Below are 20,413 nucleotides of genomic sequence, written 5' to 3'. Positions count from 1 at the left end.
AACACACTATGTTGTCGCAATTTTTCATTAAAAGACCGATATTTGCAGCCGTACTGTCATTGCTGTTTCTTATCACGGGGGCGATTGCCGTTTGGCAGTTGCCTATTACCGAATATCCAGAGGTAGTGCCACCAACGGTAGTGGTCACTGCTAATTATCCTGGCGCAAATCCTAAAGTGATTGCCGAAACTGTGGCTTCACCGTTGGAGCAGGAAATTAACGGCGTCGAAGACATGTTGTACATGTCATCGCAGGCGACGTCCGATGGACGTATGACCTTGACCATCACCTTTGCGATTGGCACGGATGTGGATAAGGCACAAACCCAAGTGCAGAGCCGAGTCGATCGCGCTATGCCCCGTCTGCCGCAGGAAGTACAACGTCTTGGTATTGTTACTGAAAAATCATCGCCAGACTTGACCATGGTGGTGCATTTGTTATCGCCGGATAACCGTTACGACATGTTGTATCTGTCTAACTATGCGGCGCTAAACGTCAAAGACGAGTTAGCACGAATTAATGGTGTCGGCGCGGTACGTTTGTTTGGCGCCGGCGAATACAGTCTGAGAATTTGGCTTGACCCGAATAAAGTCTCGGCGCTGGGTTTATCGCCCGCAGACATTATTGCCGCCGTGCGTGAGCAAAACCAACAGGCAGCAGCGGGCAGTTTAGGCGCGCAGCCCAGTGGCAGTGCTGACTTTCAACTTTTGATTAACGTTAAAGGTCGTTTAACTGAACTGTCTGAATTTGAAGATATCATTATCAAAGTTGGTCAGAATGCTGAGGTGATCCGCCTTAAAGATGTCGCGCGGGTCGAACTCGGGGCAACGAGTTATGCGCTGCGCTCTTTACTCGATAATAAGGATGCGGTCGCTATTCCTGTATTCCAAGCATCGGGCTCTAATGCGATTCAGATTTCCGACGATGTACGCGCCAAAATGGCAGAGCTGTCTAAAGGATTCCCTGAAGGACTCGAATACGAAATCGTTTACGACCCAACAGTGTTCGTGCGTGGCTCGATTGAAGCTGTGGTAAAAACCCTGCTCGAAGCCGTGTTGCTGGTGGTGTTAGTGGTGGTGCTATTCCTGCAAACTTGGCGCGCATCGATTATTCCGCTGGTGGCCGTGCCTGTGTCTTTGGTCGGTACCTTTGCCTTTATGCATCTGCTTGGTTTCTCGTTAAATGCCTTGTCGCTATTTGGGCTGGTGCTCGCCATCGGGATTGTGGTTGACGATGCCATCGTCGTGGTCGAAAACGTCGAGCGTAATATTGCCGCAGGATTAAGCCCAGTAGAGGCAACGCAAAAGGCGATGAAGGAAGTGACTGGCCCGATTGTGGCAACCACCTTAGTGCTGGCGGCGGTGTTTATTCCAACGGCCTTTATGAGCGGTTTAACCGGGCAGTTCTATAAACAGTTTGCCTTGACTATTACTATCTCGACCTTTATCTCGGCGATTAACTCACTCACTTTGAGTCCGGCATTATCGGCGCTGTTACTCAAGAGCCATGATGCACCTAAGGACGGCTTAACGCGTCTAATGGATAAGTTGTTTGGTGCTTGGTTATTTGTGCCTTTTAATCGCTTATTTAACCGTGCATCCGATGGTTATGGCTGGTTAGTGCGTAAGGTGATCCGTTTTGGCGGCATTATTGGTCTAGTGTATTTAGGCATGGTGGCGTTAACGGGTGTGCAATTTGCCAATACACCAACGGGTTATGTGCCCGGCCAAGATAAACAGTATTTAGTGGCCTTTGCTCAGTTGCCCGATGCGGCATCCCTTGAACGTACGGATAGTGTGATTAAGAAGATGTCTGAGATTGCGCTAAATCACCCCGGAGTCGCGCACTCGATTGCCTTCCCTGGCCTTAGCATCAACGGTTTTACCAATAGTCCTAACTCTGGCGTGGTGTTTGTCGCGCTCGATGATTTTGACTCGCGTACCAGTCCTGAACTGTCGGCGAATGCCATTGCAGGACAATTGAATCAGCAATTTGCTGCTATTCAAGACGCGTTTATTGCCATCTTCCCGCCGCCACCTGTGCAAGGCCTCGGCACTATAGGAGGGTTCCGTCTGCAAATTCAAGACAGAGCCAACCTTGGTTATGAGGCCTTGTATCAGGTGACCCAACAAGTGATGTACAAGGCGTGGGCCGATCCTCAGTTAGCTGGCGTTTTCTCTAGCTATCAAGTGAACGTGCCACAACTTGAACTGGATATCGATCGGACTAAAGCGAAACAGCAAGCAGTGTCGCTCGATCAAATTTTCCAGACATTACAAACCTATATGGGCTCGACCTATGTCAACGACTTCAATCGTTTCGGTCGAACCTATCAGGTGAATATGCAAGCCGACGAGGCGTTCCGTCAAAGTCCGCAGCAGATAAGTCAGCTAAAGGTGCCGAATCTGAATGGTGACATGATCCCGCTAGGTTCGTTCATCAACGTCAGCCAAAGTTCAGGCCCAGACAGAGTGATGCACTATAACGGTTTCACGACCGCTGAAATCAACGGTGGTCCAGCGCTAGGAGTGAGCACTGGCCAAGCGCAGGCGGCGATTGAGAAAATTTTGGCTGAAACCTTACCTAATGGTATGACTTATGAGTGGACCGAGCTGACCTATCAGCAAATTCTCGCGGGCAATACGGGTCTTTTGGTTTTCCCGCTGGTGATCATCTTAGTGTTTATGGTGCTAGCCGCCCAGTACGAGAGCTTAAGCTTGCCATTGGCGATTATCTTAATCATCCCAATGACCTTACTTTCAGCCCTCAGTGGTGTGCTGATTTATGGCGGGGATAATAATATCTTCACCCAAATTGGCCTGATAGTGCTGGTGGGGCTGGCGACTAAGAACGCTATCTTGATTGTCGAGTTTGCAAAGGAGAAACAAGACCATGGTATGGCACCTATGGAGGCGATATTAGAGGCAGCAAGATTACGTTTACGTCCTATCTTGATGACATCTATCGCCTTTATCATGGGAGTGGTGCCTATGGTGTTCTCCACTGGCGCGGGCGCCGAGATGCGCCAAGCCATGGGCGTGGCAGTATTCGCCGGTATGATAGGGGTGACTGTATTTGGTCTTATCCTAACGCCGCTGTTTTACTATGCCTTAGCAAAGAGAGGCGGTAAAAAAGCCGATGAGCATAAAGAGATAACAGTCGGTTAAGCTTGTTTTCTATTTGAAAAACACATGAAAGGTCTACATTGAGTAGGCCTTTTTTGTTTATTCACGGCGAGAGCGATTAGATTTGACTATCTTTAGCTGGGGTTAATTAACATTAGGTCAATTGATACTTAGTGATGGTATTCCTCGCCAGGTTAAAACTAAAACCAGAAATGAGGAATATCGTTGGTATTTTCTGGATCATCAATAAGAAACAATGAATAACTATTACCAGACCATTCTGTTAGCTTATAACTTATTGCCACTTGAGCGCGTCATTATCACAGAATGATTAGAATGGTTACTGTTTTACGACTTTTCTATATAATTTGATGATTATTCAATACATTAGTAATGTACAATGCTAGATGAATCTAGATCGTTTTTTTACGCAGAACTCAGCTAAGGTACTTGTTGGCCTTGCATCACTATGCCCGAGGTAACGGATGATTCTATATCGCGTTTTATATGCGTTAGTACTTTGCGTTTTGATCTATTTCACGCCTCAAGTCATGGCTGCTGAACTCAATATTAATGTAGTAGATCTGCAACAACAGGCCATTGCCGATACTGTCGTGGAGCTGATCCCTGCAGTGATGCCTGATAATGCAATACCTGTCGAGCATTATGAAATGTCGCAAAAAAATCGAACCTTTATTCCCTTTGTGCTGGCGGTGCCTAAAGGTGCAAAGGTTGATTTTCCCAACTTAGATCGTACTCGCCACCATGTATATTCTTTTTCAGAAGCTAAACCTTTCGAACTTAAATTGTATGTGGGTCAGGCCGAAGCGCCGATTCAGTTTGATAAACCCGGTTTGGTCGCGCTTGGCTGTAATATTCACGATTATATGCAGGCATTTATCTATGTGGCAGATAGCCCTATTGTCGCTGTGACGGACGAAAAAGGTGAGATCCAGTTTAAGGGACTTACCGCCGGTCAATATAAAGTTAAGCGCTGGCATCCATGGCAGAAGGCGGCATCAGAGCCAACGGATTTACTGATAGTTAATGGTCCTAATCAACTTAGTCTGTCCTTAGACATTGAGCGTCAAGCTAAACCGTCGGCTCCGCCGTCGGGATTTGGTCACTACGATTCTGAAGGTAAGCCATTACATGCTAAATAGTTTTCGCGCTCGGCTGATTTTAGTTTTCTTTATTGTGCTGACGTTAGTGCAATTTGCCACAGCATTTTCTGTGTTGACAGCGACCGAAAAAGATAACTTTTTACAGCAACAGAAAAGCCTCGATATTGGCGCGAATGTGTTTCTCGAAGTGTTATCGAATCGCGGTATTCAGCTCAGTCAAAGTTTGTCCGTACTCAGTGCCGATTTTGGTTTTAAGCGCGCGATTGCTACTGGTGAGCAAGAAACCATTGAGTCAGTGTTATCTAATCATGGATCTCGTATTGGTGCCGACGCCGCTGTATTGCTATCACCTAAAGGGGAGCTCTTGACCTCGAGTTTGCCCGGACTCACTCAGGATGATATTCAATCCTTATTTAATATGACCACCAGCAATCATAATGCGTTAGCTATCCTTAATTTTGATCATGCTAGCTATCAGTTTGTGCTGCAGCCGGTGAAGGCGCCGACCTTAATTGCTTGGGTTGGCATGGGTTTTTTATTGGATGAGAAGGTCGCCCAACAAGCTAAAGCTATTACGGGCATCGATGTGAGTTTTGTCAATCAGGCAACGGGCCGCACTGAAATCGCTTCAACCTTATCAGATAATGAAAAGTTAAGCGTAATTGAGCAGGCGAGCTTATTGCCTAGCTTGCTGAAAATGCCTAGTGAAAGTATTCCCGTAGATCATCTGTCTATGGGCATCAAACTTTATGATCACAACGGCAGCCAATTAGCGCTACTACATCAATCAAACCTTAAGTGGCAGCAAAGTTATCAGCAACTACGCAATAATATGCTGCTGATTTTTGCTTTGACCTTAGCACTGGCGATTGCGATTGCGATTTGGTTGTCGGGCAGTTTGACTGAACCCGTGCATCAACTTGTGAATTATGCCCGCAAAATCGGTCAAGGTAAGCAGCCTGCCAATATTCAAGGTGCGCCAGCAGAACTGCGGGTGTTGGCCAAAAGTTTGTCCTTAATGCGCGATGATATTGAAGCGCGGGAAAAGGATTTAGTCTATCAATCCCGCCACGACAGTTTGACGGGATTACTCAATCGTTTTGCGGCAAAACAGCATTTGGCGGATCTTAACGATAAGTTATCCGGTGCTATGGTGTTGTTAGATATTAAACATTTCCGCCATATCAACGATATTATTGGTTTTGCCAACGCCGATACTTTATTACTGCTTTTTGCTCGCCGCCTAGAGCAATTAGCACCGACACCGGATTTACTGGCGCGTTTAGACGGTGACTCATTTTTACTTCTGTATAGTCAAGGCATTCGCCCCGAGCACTTGTTGAAATCATTGGATATGCTGGAGTCTCCCTTTCCAATCCAAGGCTCAAACATTTCTCTTACCGTGCGGGCGGGATTACTTGAAATCGATGGTAATGGTGCTGATATCGATGTGTTAGTGCGCCGCGCCGAAATTGCCCTCAATCAAGCCTGTCTCGAAGAGCAACGCATCGTCAGTTATCGTCAAGGCGCCGATGAAAAGTATCAGCGTGAGCTGACGATTATCCGTGATTTACCTATAGGTTTAGCGCAAAACCAACTGTATTTAGTGTTCCAACCTAAAGTGGATTTACGCCTAAACCAGTGCACTGGCGCCGAGGCATTGATCCGCTGGCAACATCCTACGCTTGGGTTTGTTCCGCCCGATGAATTTATTCAACTGGCTGAAAACTCTGGCAACATTGATATTGTTAGCCAGTGGGTATTGAAGCAGGCTATTAAACAATTAGTCGCATGGCAGCAGCGGGGTATGGCGCTGAAACTGGCTATTAACCTGTCGGCCCATGATTTAGTCGATACTCGCTTACCAAATCAAATCGCCATTTTACTGAAAGATAATAATCTGCCAAGCGGTGCACTCTGTATCGAAGTCACTGAAGGCGCCGTGATGAAAGATGCACAGACAGTGGTGAGTGTATTACAGCGATTCCGTGACATGGGCGTGTCTGTTGCCATTGATGATTTTGGTACAGGTCATTCATCATTAGCCTATTTGAAAATTTTACCCGTTAATGAAGTGAAAATTGATCGCAGCTTTATCAAAGACATGCTCACGGATAGCCAAGATGTGATGATAGTCGATACGAGTATTAAATTGATCCATGGCTTAGGTTTTACCGTAGTAGCCGAAGGCGTTGAAGAACAAGAAGGTGTTGAGATATTGCGCAATCTTGATTGCGATATCATTCAAGGTTACGTGTTTTCGAAACCCTTAAAAGCGGCTGAATTTGATCTGTGGTTCGAGGCGTTTAACCATCCAAATACCTCTGATACATAAGCGCGTTTACTCAAGTCAATATGCAAAGACGCTAGACTAACGATTCATCGTCGACAGAATTAGAGCGGAGCATCAAGTGAACATTTCCATAAATGCATTGAAGTTGAATTCATTAACTTGGACTTATGTTAAGGCTTTGTCTTGCCTATTTTTACTATTGGGCACTGTTCCTACGTTTGCTGAAGGTAGCCGTGTGGTCGCGACTGGCGGCGGGACGATGATTGAAGGCAGTGCTGGCGGTGGCATAGTGCCATGGGCCGTGATCAACGGTTATGGCAGTAGCGGTGAATGGTCGGCAACGACGATGGCGACCGGTGTCTATGTCGATGATTTTACGCTGAAAGTGATCGGCGCTTCTTTGAGTTTTGATAATCGATTCGAGCTGAGCGTTGCGCGGCAAACCTTTGATTTAGATACTATGGGCGGCGAGTTAGGCCAAGATATCTTCGGCGTAAAATACAAGCTTGCCGGAGAGCTACTTTATACGGGTATGCCGCAAATTACCTTAGGTGCCCAGTATAAAAGAGTCGATGACTTTGCGATTCCTCAGGCGGTTGGGGCGCGGGATGATTGGGGTTTAGATTTGTATGTTGCTGCCAGCAAAGTATTTTTTGATGCGGTAGCGGGACGAAATGTATTACTCAATGGGACCGTGCGCGCGACCAAGGCGAATCAAACGGGTTTATTGGGTTTTGGTACCCAAGCCAATCATGATTACCAGTTTGTGTTCGAAGCCTCTGCCGCGGTATTGCTGACGGATAATGTGGCACTGGGTATCGAATATCGCCAGAAACCCGATGAGTTAGCTTTTGCCCGTGAGGATGATTGGCAAGATGTGTTTTTAGCGTGGTTTATCAATAAGCATCTTTCCGTGGTGACGGCCTATGCGAATTTGGGCAGCATTGCAGGGTTTGAAGAGCAACGGGGTTGGTACCTGTCGGTGGAGGGGGCGTTATGAGGCGTTTACGGGTGAAGTTATTACCTTTCGTCGCAGTATTTTTTTTCACTGGCTGTGCGGTGCAAACGACCGAAACCTCAGCATCACAAAATCACTTGAGTCGCCAAACCGCAAGCCAGCAAACCTTATACCAAGATTTAGGTGGTAACGCAGGCGTATCGGCGATAGTCGATGGTTTGCTGGCACGTATTGCCACAGATCCACGCATAGTGCATCACTTTCAAGAGACAGATATTGCGTTATTTCGTGAGCGTGCCATTGAACATTTCTGTCTGGTTGCCGATGGCGGCTGCGTGTATCACGGCGAAAGTATGCAGCACAGTCATAGAGGATTGAATATTACTCAAGCGGATTTCGATGCCTTAGTCGGCCATTTGATTGAATCGATGAAAGAGCAACATATTCCGCTATCTACCCGTAATGCCTTTCTAAAACGTCTCGCCCCTATGTATACGGATATTACCTATCAGTGACTTGCTTCATCTTTAAAGTAGAAGCTCAATATAGCGTCTCGACATTGTGGGGCGAAAGAGTGAATGAGTCAGATACGGTTAGCGTGATGGATAGGCGCATTCTGTCTTGTGACTAGAGCAATAACGCCTCATCTATGGGATGAAATTGAGAGGCTGCATCCCTTAAGGATTTAGCCGTCAGGGTAGGGACGCCATAGACTTGGGTTTCAACGCCATATTTTTGATGGATTTTTTGCAGCAATAAATCGAAATCGCCATCACCAGACAATAAGATCACTGTATCCACTTCACTCGCCGCTTCCATAATATCTATGGTGATCCCCACGTCCCAATCGCCTTTGGCTGAGCCATCGCTACGCTGAATAAACGGTTTTAACTTCACCTCAAAACCTATGTGCTTTAGTGCGTCTTGAAATTTCAATTGCCCATCGTCGCCCTTATGGATGGCATAAGCCACGGCCAAGGCTATGTCACCCTCATAACCTAAGTGTTGCCACAGTTTACGATAATTAAATTGGCGACCATAGGCTTCGCGGCAGGTGTAATAGATGTTTTGTACATCGACAAATAAAGCGATTTTTTTCAAGGCGTTTTCCAGCGGCTAGGGGAGTAAGGGCACTATAGCATATCGAAGCAATAGGGTTTTCAAGGATGTTAGAGTGTTGGGTTCAGCCGTCGAGATTGTGAACCCACAGCGTATGTTAGCTTCTATGGTATTTTTGATATTCGCCCGGTGACATGCCGCTGAGTTTTTTAAAGTAACGCCCCATATGACTTTGATTGGCAAAGCCATTATTGAGGGCGATCTCGGTCAATGATTGCGTTGAATGACTCAAGCTTTGTTTGACCTTTTCAATGCGCACTTGCAGCAAATACTCCTGCGGCGTCATCGCAAATTGGCATTTAAACATGCGACAAAAATGGTACTCGCTCAGTTGGGCAAGCTCGGCCAACTCAGACAAGTAAATCTGCCGATGGGAATGGCAATGAATAAACTCTTTAATTGCTTTAGCCACTTTAGGTGCGAGTCCGCCCTTAATTGGCCCCACCGACAAATTAAAGCCTGAGCTTTGCAGCAAAGTCACTAGCACAGTGTCGGTTACTTGTTCCATCATTAGATGGTGATCCCTCGTCTGCCAATCGAGCCCCGCAACTTGGTGCCGAAACAGCGCCTCCAATCTCGGATTATCGACAAAGGTCAACTCAGGTAAACGCACTTGGCGTGGATCTTTATCAAAGACTCGCACCGCCAATTTTTTAAGATGTTCATCGCTAAAATACAAATGCATAAACTGCTGCGGTTGTCCCAGTTGCCAATGGCTTTGGCAGCCTTGGGGCATAAGGCAAAACTTACTGGGCGCGCCATAGTCGGCCTTGATATCGGTTCTGTGGGTTTCGTAGCCGCCATCCAGATACATGCTCAGCGTATGTTGTGCATCGTTTTGGTAATACAGACGCTCGCCCGCATTTTGATAATTAGTGTGCCACTACAGAGCCCAAGATAAATCCTCCGTAATCGCTTGTTTACGAATACAGGTTTTGGCGGATTTATCAAAACTGATGTATTTGGGCTCCATGGGTTCCTAGTGATCTCACTGGCTAAGCATTTTGTCTTTCCAAATTATCGCACTTATGGGCGTGGCTCAACGTCCGCTCGCGATTAAAACCGCAATATCGTGTTATGGCCAACAAGATGGTGACATAAGGACGAAAGCCATCGCTGTATAGTTTGCCTCATTAAGCATTTTATGAAGGTGTAGGAGACTCATTATGGCTGCTGTGATGTATTTGCTGATGATTTTTGTGTGGGGTTTTTCGTGGATTGCCATTAAGTGGCAGCACGGTGAGGTGGCGACGGAAGTCTCGATTTTCTATCGGTTTGCGATTGCGAGTCTCTTGATGTTCACCATTGGCTTTGCCTTTAACAAGCTGCAAGCGGTAAAGCTTAGGCAGCATCCTTGGTTTGCGCTACAAGGCGTGTGTCTATTTTGTTTGAACTTTATCGCGTTTTATACCGCAACCCATTATATCGCCAGCGGTTTAACGGCGGTGATTATGGCCACTGCCCCTATTTTTAATGCGATACATGGCCGCATTTTTTACGGTACGCCCACCAGTCGTAATTTTTGGTTAGGCGTCGGTGTCGGTCTGGGGGGCATTAGCTTACTCTTTGGTGCCGATTTGCTCGCGACTCAGTGGTCACAAAATTTAGTGTGGGGCTTATTGTTTTCGCTGCTAGGTACGTGGTTTTTCTCGATTGGTAACATGATCAGTATGCGCAACTCGCGCGATAATGTGTCGCCCTTTACTTCAACAGCGTATGCCATGTGCTATGGCAGTGCGGCGTTATTGCTCATCATTTGGTTTAAAGATTTAAGTTTTAGTTTACCGCTGACAACCAGCTATCTTGGCAGCTTGTTCTACTTAGCCGTTATCGCCTCTGTGGTTGGCTTTACCGCTTATTTGATCTTGGTTGAGCGAATTGGCGCTAATGCCGCTGCGTATCTGTTGGTGATTACCCCTGTGGTGGCACTGAGCGTATCGAGCGTGTTTGAGGATTATCAGTGGACTTGGTATTCAAGCGCGGGACTTTTGCTGGTCGCGCTCGGAAACATGTTAACGCGCCGTCAAAAACCGCTTGCTTGGTTTAAGTCTTCTGCCACGCCAGCTTTGAAAGCCTAACGTCGCAGCTAGCGTCATGAAAGTGCATATGAGGCAAGGCTCGATTCGACGATTGTAAGTCAGTCGAGCCAGTACTTATTTGAAATATTGTGCTGGAGTAGTGCCGGTATATTGCTTAAAAAAGCTGATAAAGGCACTGTCGCTGGAAAATTGTAAATTAAAGCCCACCTGCGCCACCGAGGTTCCCGTTGCTAATTGTTCTATGGCCGCAAGTAAGCGCCATTGCTGGCGCCAGGCTTGATAAGCCATGCCCGTTTGTGCGCTAAAAATGCGGCTAATTGTGCGTTCACTGGCTCCGATTTCTACTGCCATATCCTTAAGATTGGCTGGCGGTTTCTGATGTTGCAGTAGTTGCGCAAGCCAGGTTGTTAAACGTTTATCCTGTGGGAGGGGTAAAGCCAGATTTTCTTCCATGGCATTGCCCAATTCTTCGCAGAGCAGCGAAAAAGCATTGTGTTGACTGCTTCTTGGTTTGTCCCAAGGCCAAAACGACATAGTGTCGATTAAGGCTTTGAGTAGTGGGTTTACATGGAAAATAGTGACCTTATCGGGCAATGAGCTGACGGTTTCTGGCTCAAAGTAGAGTGAGCGATAGGCGACGACATTATGCATTCTGACGCTGTGCTCGACACCTGCTGGCAGCCAAGCGGCTCGCGTCGGCGGTAATACCACCTGAGTCTGGGTTAGGGTGAATGTCATGCATCCTGCTGGAGCATAAAGCAGTTGTGCCTTCCTGTGGTGATGCATTCCCGAGTCGTGTTCGCCCATATTGGCGGCAATGCCAATAACCAGATTATCCAGCAGATCTGGATTAAATAGTTGTTCGGGTTGAATAAAGGCCATCTTGTCCTATTTTTGATGTTTTTTGTCTAAGTGTTGTTAATTGTCACATTTGGATTTTATCTATACTGCGCCATCTTTGACAAGTATGGAGTGACATTTCGGTAAACCAACTCATTTGTTGGAGTGCTGAAATGGACTAAAAATCATGAATATAAAACCCCCTTTAGGGCTCGCTGTGCTGCTAATGATGTTTCCGCAAATTATGGAAACCATCTATAGCCCAGCGTTACCTAATATTGCAGAACACTTTGCGGTGTCGATTGCTGGCGCATCGCAAACCTTATCTGTGTACTTTATTGCCTTTGCTATCGGCGTATTTTGCTGGGGCCGCTTAGCCGACATTATTGGTCGCCGGAAAGCTATGCTCGCGGGATTAGTGTGTTATGCCATTGGCTCAGCGTTAGCCTTGATGGTGAGCGATTTTAGCCTGTTGTTGCTGGCCCGCGTATTGTCGGCTTTTGGTGCGGCAGTGGGTTCTGTGATTACCCAAACTATGATGCGTGACAGTTATAGCGGCGAAGAATTAGCCAAAGTCTTTTCTGTGATGGGAATGTCACTTGGGATAAGCCCTGTCATCGGATTGCTATTGGGCAGTATCTTCAGTGCGTATTGGGGATATCAAGGTGTGTTTGCCGCACTCATGGTCTCTGCAATTGTGCTGCTGTTTTTGTCGGTAAAATCCTTACCCGAAACCAAACCCACACATACTCAGAAAATCGCGATAGGCGAGTTAGCGATTAAGATGCTTACCGACAGCGAGATTATTAAGAGCAGCTTGTTGGTGGCGGCGTTTAACCTAATGTGGTTTAGCTACTTTTCACTGGCGCCATTTATGTTTGAGGCGCAAGGGTTATCGACGCTCGCCTTCGGTTCCAGTGGCTTACTGTTAGGCTTTGGTGCTTTCCTTGGTAGTTATGTTAATAAAATAATGCTCGGTCGAGGCCACACCAGCGCACGACAGGTTCGCTTAGCCAGTGCTATTGCACTTGTCGGTGGATTGGGGATTTGGCTGATCCAATCGACCATTATAGGGCTGGATAATGTTTACTTTTTAGCCCCTATGCTATTGATTGTAATGGCTTACGGTATCGCAATTCCGAACATACTAAGCTCGGCTCTGGCAAACTACCGCACCTATGCGGGCTCTGCTGGCGCACTCTTCGGACTATTTTATTATATTCTGTTGGGGCTAGGTTTAGGCGGCGCGGGAATCATCCACCATTTAGGTATTGTGATTACGTTAAGTGCACTGCTTTGCGTTGGCTTAGGTTTACTTTTAGGCTTAGCCAATAAAGCAAAAAACGCTTAAGACGCAAATAAAAAAGCCAAGATAGTAAGTACCTTGGCTTTTTTTATGTAATTTCTACATTTTGTGTAGACGTGAAAAGCTAGGCTTTAGGTGCGAGTTCCTGCTGTTTTGCCGCCTCTTGTGCCGCTAACTCTTGTGCTTTAATCGCCGCTTCGAGCTTAGCTTCAACATAACCAGGAGAGTGCGTTGTGGCCGAGATTAATCGATACATGGCGGGGATCACCAGTAAGGTCACAAAGGTCGCAAACGCCATTCCGAAGAACACTACAGTACCTACAGCGATACGGCTTTCTGAGCCTGCGCCCGTCGAGAAAATTAGCGGTACAGCGCCCACTAAGGTGGTGAAGGCTGTCATTAGGATTGGCCGTAAACGACGGGATGACGCATCGATAATAGCTTTATCGAGTTCAAAGCCGCGGTCGCGCAATTGGTTGGCAAATTCGACGATAAGGATACCGTTTTTAGTCACCATACCAATTAACATGATCATGCCTATCTGGCTGTAGATGTTGATCCCTTGGCTGGTGATCAGTAGTCCTAAGAAACCACCGAATACGCCCATAGGCACAGTAAACATCACCACTAACGGGTTGATAAAGCTCTCAAACTGTGCGGCTAATACTAAGTAGGCAACCAGTAAAGCTAAACCAAATACGATAAAGATACTGCTTTGGTTTTCTTTAAAATCTTTGGATTCGCCCGTGTAACCAATCGAAATATCCTTAGGTAATAATTCAATGGCTTTAGCGTCAAGGAACTTTAAGCCTTCACCTAAGGTGTAACCTTCACTGACGTTAGCCTTGAGGGTGATCGATTTTTGCTTATTGGTGTGGCTTAATCTTTGTGCCGAGGCAATTTCTTCTATATGGGTGACAGTATCGAGAGTGACTAATTCACCCTTAGCTGACCGCATGTAGATTTGGCTCAGGTCACCGACATTGTTGAAACTGTTTTCATCACCGCGTAAATACACATCGTATTCTTCACCTCGATCAACAAAGGTCGTTTCGGTGCGTCCACCCAGCATGACTTCTAAGGTTTCCGATACTTGGTCGACACTGATCCCCAGTTCTGCGGCGCGCTCTTTATCGACAGTAACAATGAGTTCTGGCGTTGTTTCTGCGTAGTCTAAGTCAGCCCCTTCCATCATAGGGCTAGCGTTAGCCTCTTCTTTCAATATCTGCGCCCACTTAAACAGTTCGGCATAGTCCGAACCACCAAGTACAAATTGCACGGGTTCGCTCGATTGCCCTCTAAAGCCTGGCATCATAGGGCGAACCATTACATCTGGAATATCCTTTAAGGCATTGCTAATAATTCCAAGGGCTTGCTGCGCTGTCACATCGCGGTGTTCCCAATCTTCTAGCTGCATGATGACAAAGCCAGTTTGATCGCCAGCACGGCCACCAAAGGCGGGAGCTTGTACGCTGAAGGATCGCAGCACACCTTTACCTAGCAAGGGCATTAGCCTGTCTTCGACTATGTCCATGTTGGCTGTCATACGGTTATAACTGGTGCCTTCGGCGCCTTTAATAAAGGCGAACAACACGCCGCGGTCTTCCTGCGGCGCGAGCTGTGTCGGTACTTGTTGCATTAACCAAGCACTGCCGCCGATACAAGCGAGGATGACTAGCGGTGCGAGTAGACGAAATTTAATCGCTCGTGTCACGGCGACACGATAAACGCTTTCCATGCGAGCAAAGCCGCTGTCGACCCAACGATTAAAGCGATTCGGTTTGACGTTGGCTTTGAGTAATTTACTGCTCAGTACAGGCGTAAGTGTGAGTGCCACTAAGGAGGAGAACAGCACTGACACCGCCAGCATCACGGAAAACTCGGTAAATAGTAGCCCGACCATGCCCTCCATAAATGAAATTGGGAGGAATACCATCACCAGCACCGCCGTAGTGGCGATAACGGCAAAGCCCACTTCGCGAGTACCTTTGTAGGCGGCGAGTAAGGGCTCTTCGCCTTTTTCGATATGGTGGAAAATGTTCTCGACCACCACAATCGCATCATCGACCACTAGACCGATGGAGAGGATTAATGCCATCAATGTCAGTAGATTAATCGAATAACCTAGCATGTTGGCGGCGATAAATGCCGAGATCAAAGATACTGGAACCGTCACCGCTGGGATTAACGTTGCTCGCGCTTGTCCAATGAAGATATACAGCACGAGTACGACCAAGGCGCCCGTGACATAAAGTGTGCTATACACTTCGTTAATCGAGCGGTCGATAAATACGGTCGAGTCGAAGTCGACCACTAGGCTAGTGCCTTCGGGCAGGAAGTCTTGTACGCGATCAACTTCTTTATGCACTTCTTTGGCAACGAGCAGAGGGTTGGCATCGGACTGGGCAATAATGCCTAAACTGATGTTAACTATGCCGTCGCTTTTGAAGGTCGAGTTTTCGTTTTGTGCCCCAACAGCCACATCCGCCACATCTTTTAAGTAGATAGCCGTGCCATCGCTGGCGGTACGCACCACAAGATAGTCAAAATCCTTCGGCGTGTAGTACAAGCGTTTGGTACGCACCGACATCACTGTGGTGTCGTTGCGCACTTGGCCGCCGGGCGTTTCTATGTTCTCTTTACGCAGGGCGTTAATAATATCCGTTGCGGTAACATTACGTCCTGCCATTTGTTCGGGTCTGAGCTTGACGTACATGACCTTATACAAGCCGCCGGAAATGCTGATAGAACTCACGCCGCTGATTAAGCTGAATTTGTCCTCGAGTACTCGCTGGGCGTAGTCCGTTAATTGAGTGCGGTCCATCACACTCGAGCTTAAGTTCACATAGACTGAGGGTTCGCCGGAGCCATTGTCTTTTGAGACGACGGGGTCTTTTGCATCTTCTGGGAGTCTGCGTTGGGCGCGGGCCACAGCATCACGCACATCGCTGACTCCTTCGGTTAAGTTCCAACCGAGTAGGAATTTAACTGTGATACGCGAGCTACCGTTACGTGTGGTCGAGGTGATTTCGTCAATACCACTGATCCCTGTTAGCTCATCTTCTAAAGTCTTAGTGATCTGGCTTTCCATAATCGCCGCCGATGCACCCGAGTAACTGGTGCTGATGGTGACCACAGGGCTTTCGACGTCGGGCATTTCTCGTATCGACAGTTTAGTGAACGACACTATGCCGAATACACATAGCAGTAAGCTTAAAACGATGGCAACGACAGGGCGTTTAACCGAAACATCGGATAACCACATTATTTCGTCTCCGTTGCTTTAGGACCTGAAAGCTCTGTCGCACGGGCTGAAGCTTTATCATCGAGCGTGACTTCATTGATTTGCAGGCCATCGCGCATATTGACTAAGCCCTGTACCACGACTTTGTCACCTATGTTTAAACCGCTTTCGATTAAGACTTGGTTATCGATACGTGCCCCGAGTGTCACTTCTGTGCGGTGGGCAATGTGGTCGGCGCTAACTACGTATACGTAACGTTTAGTTCCTGAATATTCAAGAGCTTGTACTGGCACCATAGGTGCTGAAATCGCAGGGAAGGTGATGGTTGACGACATCATCATGCCTGGTTTTAAGCGTTTCTTCGGATTATCGAATAGCACTCGTACTTTGAGGTTTAAGGTTTCCTCATTGACGCGGGGATCGATAGCCACCATTTTGCCAGTAAAGATTTCATTCGGCCAAGCGCGACTGGTGGCTGATACTTGCATACCAATACTCAGTTGCGATAGGAAATGCTCAGGCACTTGTAAGTCGAGGCGCATGCTGGACAAATCATCTAGCGACATCAACTCAGTGCCCATGCTGACCATCTTGCCTTCGCTGAAATTAATCAGGCCAGTATTACCTGCAAAAGGCGCTATCAGCGAGTGGTAATGTAAATCTGCTTGGGCGGAAGATAAGCGTGCTTGGGCGATATCAACACTGGCTTTTTGTGCGTCAATCTCGGTTTGGGTAATGGCGTTACGGCTGATCAGTTTTTCAAATTCTTTGAGTTTACGTTTTTCATCATTGAGGAAAGCATTGGCCTCGGCGACGGCGGCTTGGGCTTTCATATCATCGAGTTCGATCAGTAACTGGCCTTTTTTCACCGCTTGGTTTGAGGTCACTGCGACTTGTTTAATCTTACCTGTGACTTGCGGTGCAATGATCACTGCACGTTCAGCCGCGAGTTTGCCGATAAGAGAGATAGATTGCGCTAATGGATATTCAATCACTTCACCCGTGACCACAGGAACGGTACGCATAAGATGTGGCGCGTTTTCGGGTTTAGCCGCTTGAAGGACATCACTAAAACTCACCGCTGTGGCGATAATCGCAAGCAGGGCAATGGCAATAATGGTTTTTTTCATTGTAATTATTATCTCGCGCAAAGGCAGTTTAAAAAGGTAATCGCTCTAATGGCGCTATTCTAGTGAATAACGTACGCCAGTTGGGTAAAAGTTTGTAAAGGTAAGCGAACGAAAATGAAAGAAATTGTGTTTTTTGAGCATTGAGCACAATTCAACGAGAGTTTTGCTGTTTTTTTGTGCTGTTATTGCTTTTTAAAAGCTGGACGGACTTTAGGGATGGACTTCAGTTCGCGTTTTTTCAATCGGCGCTTGAGTCGTTTCAACCTGAGGGTATTGGCTTAAAATTGCCGCTAATCGTCCATCGCGGCGCATACTCTCTAAACCTTGATTAAAATCTGTCACTAACTGCGGATGATCCGCCACAGCCAAAGAGATCCCTAAATGAAATACCTCAGTCGCTATGGGTTGGCCGACTTGCTCAAAGGCCCCCTCATATTCATTTGGTCCTTTTTTAATTAAATACCTCGCTAAGTTATGGCCAATCAAGACTAAGTCAATACGCTTTAAAAACAGCTTTTTGAGATTCACCTCATCCGAATTTCCTTCCTCTGTGGTGAGCCCCGCGGCGAAGATTTCTGGCGGATTAGCGTAACCGCGACCTATACCGATAGTGAAAGGTTTAAGATCTGAAAGTTGACTGAAACTCAGCGGTGAATCTTTACGTTTATAAAACACAATTTGTACGGGTTGGATAGGCGCAGAATATTGGGCCCATTGCTCGCGCTCTTTACGATACCAGAGCCCAATGATGCCATCAGCTTGGCCAGTTTTAACGAGTAAAGCCGCGCGGGCGAAGGGATAAAACTTGAGGCTGGCAGTGTAACCTTTGCGTTTAAAAGCTTCTTTGACGACTTGCGCAACGCCGCCCTGTTCAGGTAAAGCATCGGCATAAAAAGGAGGATAGTTAGTGGCGACTAATTGGAGTTCCCTGCCCGCAAATGCAGGGGGATAGAAGCTGAATAGAAACAAGCAAAAGCTAGATAATGTGAGTAATTTCTTCCCCATTTCTACTCCAGCACTTAGGTGAGTCGCACTTGGCTTGAGTATAGTCAGAGTTAATTAAAACAGGCGAACTTATGGATATTAAGATGGGTGCATGTTGAGCGCCATACGATTGAGCGTTGTGCCGATTGAGTACCATGGTGGGCGCCCATTTTACCCTTGCTCATTCATGCCTTATTTGCCCCAGCGAATTTATGGATTAAGGCGCTAGCTCATTCACGTATTGGGGCAAAAGATATTAGTGAGGCAGGTTATAGCGAAACCTGCTCACCCTGATACAAACCTCGGCGGAGTTTGCCAGCGTCGATAAGTAACAGCTCACCGGATTTACCATTCTTAATGCTGCTATCTATCGCAATGATTTTATTATGATAAAGCCCAAGTACTTGTTCCTGCGATGTGTGCCCTACGACGATATGATCGACCTTGAAATAGCTCAGTATGCTATCGATATCCGACTCTTTCAGTTCATCTTTAAAGTAGCCACGATACCAAGTTGGACCATTGGTAAAAAACAAAAAGTTGAGTAAATCGTCTTGCTTCAAATCGGCTTTTTTATCATCTAAATGCTGACGAAATAATTGGTTAGCATCGCTGATATTTAATTTACGCTCGACCCATTCAGGGCTGATGCCGCCGTGCATAAACAAGATATTATTGATTTTGACTAAGGTATGTTTGCTGCGAAGCCATTGGCCTATTTCGGTGTCTTTGTTGTAGAGCGCATCGTAGCTGCGTTTGAGTAAATCTGCCGAGACTTGATAGCGTTCGTTGACGTAGCGTAAGTCGCCGCGAAACACCATTTGCTCGTGATTGCCCATGAGTAGATGTAAGCGTCCGCCCGCAGCTTGGGCTTCTTGGTCTAAGGTATATAAAAACCACAATACTTCATTGACTTGATGACCACGGTCAAACATGTCGCCCGTCATCACCATATGACCATCACCAAAGGCCCAGTGGTTATCTTTGTCGATAATCTGATGGGCTTTTAGCAAGTTAATCATTACATCAAACTGACCGTGTACATCGCTAAGGGCGACAATTTTGCTGACATGGGTGAAGGTATCTGGCTCAACCGTGACAGTTTGTGTATGAAGGTGCGGTTGGGGTAATTCACCGCAACTGGCAGGGCGAGTTAACTGCGCCTTCGCAATCCTTGTTTGTTTAAGCTCGCTTTGGCAAATCCAATAGGCTATGTCTTTTTGAGCATCATCTAAAAATACATAAGGGCCATCGGTGACGCTGTTTTCTTGAACTTTTAGTTCTAGCTCGGCTTCACTTGCATTGGCCGTCAGTGAGATAAACGCAAGTGAGGTAAAGGGGAGTGCGGTGACAAGCCATAACAGGGGCGTGAATTTTCTCTGTTGCTTGAGTATCCATTGGCTGGCTCGGCTAAGTCGCGTCATAGATAGCGTGATTGGGTGAGCCCCGACTGGCATCGAATTGATTTGCATTAGACCGCATCCTTGTTCTTGTTTTAGTTATTCATTTTTTAATTTTAAACAGTTGAGTTGATGAGTCTTAGAACGTGCAGCTTGACGAATTCAATTTCAAGCGCTTAATCCAAACGCTTAATCGCAAGTACCTAATCTTAAGTACTTAATGTCAAGTGCTCAACCTATTGAAAACACTAAATCATACGGATAAGGCTTAACATCGGCAAGTCGTGGGGCGGGCTAAATTAAACTTGCCCGCCTCATTGTTCAGTTATTCCATCATTGCATGTCTATAGTGCATGACTGTCTTTACATGGTATTGGCAGTTACATGGCATTGACGACGGTATAACTATCAACAAACTGCTCGAAACTGACGATTTTGCCGCTGTGTATCTTCCATAAATGGGCGACTCGAGCGGTAAAATGTTTGCCCGTTTTGACATAAGTACCTGAATAAGTACCGAAGGCAAAAACCTTATCACCTTGGGCGACATAGTCTTCGATATCGACACGATAGTTATTCCATTCTTTTTCGAGGCGGGTGAACACATTGGCGGCTATCGCACTAAAACCTATGTAAGTGCCCGCATAGGGAAAACCTGCCGCCTCTGTCCAGCGTGCGTCACTCGCTAAGGCAAGCTGAAGATTTTTGGCGTTCTCGGCTGAGCTACTTCCCTCATAGGTGCTTTTTACCAGTGCAAGATTCGCATCAGCCTGTCTTGTTGTTTCGAGAAGATTTAACTGAGCAGGCTCACTCACTAAAGAGCTTGTTGGAACACCATTAAGCGTTGGCAT

14 protein-coding genes and 1 pseudogene are annotated in these 20,413 nt (G+C 46.7%); 7 read left to right on the top strand and 8 right to left on the bottom strand.

The window, feature by feature from the left end; translation table 11 throughout:
- Positions 1-8 precede the first annotated feature (8 nt).
- From L5L91_RS05265 to L5L91_RS05245, 5 genes are all read left to right on the top strand, one after another.
- Entirely contained in the window at positions 9-3,167 is a 3,159-nt protein-coding gene (locus tag L5L91_RS05265) for an efflux RND transporter permease subunit (RefSeq protein ID WP_113939332.1), read from the top strand.
- 443 nt (positions 3,168-3,610) lie between these two features.
- Positions 3,611-4,288: a methylamine utilization protein gene (locus tag L5L91_RS05260; RefSeq protein ID WP_263146951.1), complete on the top strand. Its 678-nt coding sequence runs from the start codon at positions 3,611-3,613 to the stop codon at positions 4,286-4,288.
- Positions 4,278-6,584, top strand: coding sequence for a GGDEF domain-containing phosphodiesterase (locus L5L91_RS05255; RefSeq protein WP_263235827.1), 2,307 nt, complete (start codon positions 4,278-4,280; stop codon positions 6,582-6,584). Before L5L91_RS05260 ends, L5L91_RS05255 begins: the two co-directional genes overlap by 11 nt.
- Positions 6,585-6,660: 76 nt before the next feature.
- A complete protein-coding gene (locus L5L91_RS05250; RefSeq protein WP_263235825.1) occupies positions 6,661-7,542 on the top strand; it encodes a DUF3034 family protein in 882 nt (293 codons plus the stop codon).
- Positions 7,539-8,015, top strand: a complete 477-nt coding sequence (locus L5L91_RS05245) for a group I truncated hemoglobin (RefSeq protein ID WP_263235822.1) — start codon at positions 7,539-7,541, stop codon at positions 8,013-8,015. The genes L5L91_RS05250 and L5L91_RS05245 overlap by 4 nt, the downstream gene beginning before the upstream one ends.
- A gap of 112 nt (positions 8,016-8,127) precedes the next feature.
- Here the strand turns inward: L5L91_RS05245 and L5L91_RS05240 are convergent, their stop codons facing one another.
- The gene (locus tag L5L91_RS05240) at positions 8,128-8,601 is read right to left on the bottom strand and encodes an NYN domain-containing protein (RefSeq protein ID WP_006082658.1); all 474 of its coding nucleotides are present in this window, start codon (positions 8,599-8,601) and stop codon (positions 8,128-8,130) included.
- 115 nt (positions 8,602-8,716) lie between these two features.
- A pseudogene (locus tag L5L91_RS05235) lies at positions 8,717-9,592 on the bottom strand (helix-turn-helix transcriptional regulator).
- Between the two features lie 193 nt (positions 9,593-9,785).
- Here L5L91_RS05235 and L5L91_RS05230 point away from each other — a divergent pair.
- Positions 9,786-10,697, top strand: coding sequence for a DMT family transporter (locus tag L5L91_RS05230; protein WP_168822881.1), 912 nt, complete (start codon positions 9,786-9,788; stop codon positions 10,695-10,697).
- Between the two features lie 75 nt (positions 10,698-10,772).
- Here L5L91_RS05230 and L5L91_RS05225 read toward each other — a convergent pair whose 3' ends face one another.
- Positions 10,773-11,540: an AraC family transcriptional regulator gene (locus tag L5L91_RS05225; RefSeq protein WP_131523569.1), complete on the bottom strand. Its 768-nt coding sequence runs from the start codon at positions 11,538-11,540 to the stop codon at positions 10,773-10,775.
- A 145-nt stretch (positions 11,541-11,685) separates the two neighbouring features.
- Between L5L91_RS05225 and L5L91_RS05220 the strand changes: the two genes are divergently transcribed.
- Positions 11,686-12,849 carry a multidrug effflux MFS transporter gene (locus L5L91_RS05220; protein ID WP_168822883.1) on the top strand — a complete coding sequence of 388 codons (1,164 nt, stop codon included), beginning with the start codon at positions 11,686-11,688 and terminating at the stop codon, positions 12,847-12,849.
- A gap of 79 nt (positions 12,850-12,928) precedes the next feature.
- Here the strand turns inward: L5L91_RS05220 and L5L91_RS05215 are convergent, their stop codons facing one another.
- From L5L91_RS05215 to L5L91_RS05195, 5 genes are all read right to left on the bottom strand, one after another.
- The gene (locus tag L5L91_RS05215; protein WP_263235820.1) at positions 12,929-16,069 is read right to left on the bottom strand and encodes a multidrug efflux RND transporter permease subunit; all 3,141 of its coding nucleotides are present in this window, start codon (positions 16,067-16,069) and stop codon (positions 12,929-12,931) included.
- A complete protein-coding gene (locus tag L5L91_RS05210) occupies positions 16,069-17,178 on the bottom strand; it encodes an efflux RND transporter periplasmic adaptor subunit (protein WP_028761398.1) in 1,110 nt (369 codons plus the stop codon). Before L5L91_RS05210 ends, L5L91_RS05215 begins: the two co-directional genes overlap by 1 nt.
- A 210-nt stretch (positions 17,179-17,388) precedes the next feature.
- Complete coding sequence (locus L5L91_RS05205) at positions 17,389-18,183, bottom strand: substrate-binding periplasmic protein (RefSeq protein WP_263235818.1); 795 nt, start codon at positions 18,181-18,183, stop codon at positions 17,389-17,391.
- A 248-nt stretch (positions 18,184-18,431) separates the two neighbouring features.
- Entirely contained in the window at positions 18,432-19,634 is a 1,203-nt protein-coding gene (locus tag L5L91_RS05200) for a metallophosphoesterase (RefSeq protein WP_263235817.1), read from the bottom strand.
- Between the two features lie 308 nt (positions 19,635-19,942).
- Positions 19,943-20,413 carry a nuclear transport factor 2 family protein gene (locus L5L91_RS05195; RefSeq protein ID WP_263235816.1) on the bottom strand — a complete coding sequence of 157 codons (471 nt, stop codon included), beginning with the start codon at positions 20,411-20,413 and terminating at the stop codon, positions 19,943-19,945.

This window comes from Shewanella sp. SM55 (assembly GCF_025654025.1).
GTDB classification, from domain to species: Bacteria; Pseudomonadota; Gammaproteobacteria; order Enterobacterales; family Shewanellaceae; genus Shewanella; species Shewanella oncorhynchi.
The sequence above is the reverse complement of the archived record's forward strand: the minus strand, read 5'-3'. Positions and strand labels throughout refer to the sequence as shown.